Raw genomic sequence first — 860 nt, 5'->3', positions numbered from 1 at the left:
TATATAATCTTTTTTTTCTAAATTCTCTAATATTTGGGAAATTGTCATCACATCGATATTTGTTTTATTTGATAAAATAACTTGTGTTATTTCGTCTGGTTGCTGTGATAGATAAGCAAGCGTTGCAAGCACTATAAATTGAGGATGAGTGATAGACTGTTTTTTCAAGCAATTTTTGATATTCGTATGCCAGGACGAATAAGTTTTCATAAAAATAAAACCAATAGATTCAGAATCAGTTTGGAATTGAGTCAAAAACTTATTGTCCTTTGTCATAATTTACCCTTCAACTAAGCCATTTAATTTGTAAGTTTTATCTATAATATCATCTGAAATCTGTTTTATAAAATCATAGGATGCTTTAGTATCCATTTTTGGATCCGGTTTTAGAGAAATTTCTGATTTTAATGCATATTGATTATGCGATATTTCAATAATTTGATGTGAGAAAAACAGTAAACCTATTTCAGGCATATCAAATTGTTCTGTAAATTCTTGCTCATCAATAATCTTTGATAAAGTCACTTCCATTTCCGGTATATTTTGTAATTTGAAAATACCTTTAGACCCTGTTTTTAAGTCACCAAATATACGAAAGTCTTCAAGATCAGTTTCCCATAATTTTCTTAAATTAAGATCAGTATAGTATTGCCAAATTTGAGTTGGCTTAGCTTTGGTTGGTAATATGAAAGAAATTGAAATGGTATTCATAGTGTCTCCTTTTAATAAGTTATCTTGTCATAAGTTTGCTTATTATAAGTTTACTTATTAATTAAGTAAAGAAAATTCAAGTTTTTGATTTGTTGACTTATTACAAGGTTAATTTGATGACTAGATATTGGACTTTGTAATAAGATGAT

2 protein-coding genes are annotated in these 860 nt (G+C 27.6%); both read right to left on the bottom strand.

The window, feature by feature from the left end:
- Positions 1-276: MarR family winged helix-turn-helix transcriptional regulator (locus A9G30_RS05085; protein ID WP_141672004.1), on the bottom strand; the 276-nt coding region annotated here is incomplete at its 3' end.
- A 3-nt stretch (positions 277-279) separates the two neighbouring features.
- Positions 280-711 (bottom strand): hypothetical protein, encoded by a 432-nt coding sequence (locus A9G30_RS05080; RefSeq protein WP_065567570.1) that lies wholly within the window; start codon positions 709-711, stop codon positions 280-282.
- Positions 712-860 lie beyond the last annotated feature (149 nt).

Source organism: Gilliamella sp. Fer4-1, assembly GCF_001690515.1.
Lineage (GTDB): Bacteria > Pseudomonadota > Gammaproteobacteria > Enterobacterales > Orbaceae > Gilliamella > Gilliamella apicola_C.
Note: the sequence above shows the minus strand (reverse complement) of the source record. Positions and strands in the feature narration are given on the sequence as shown.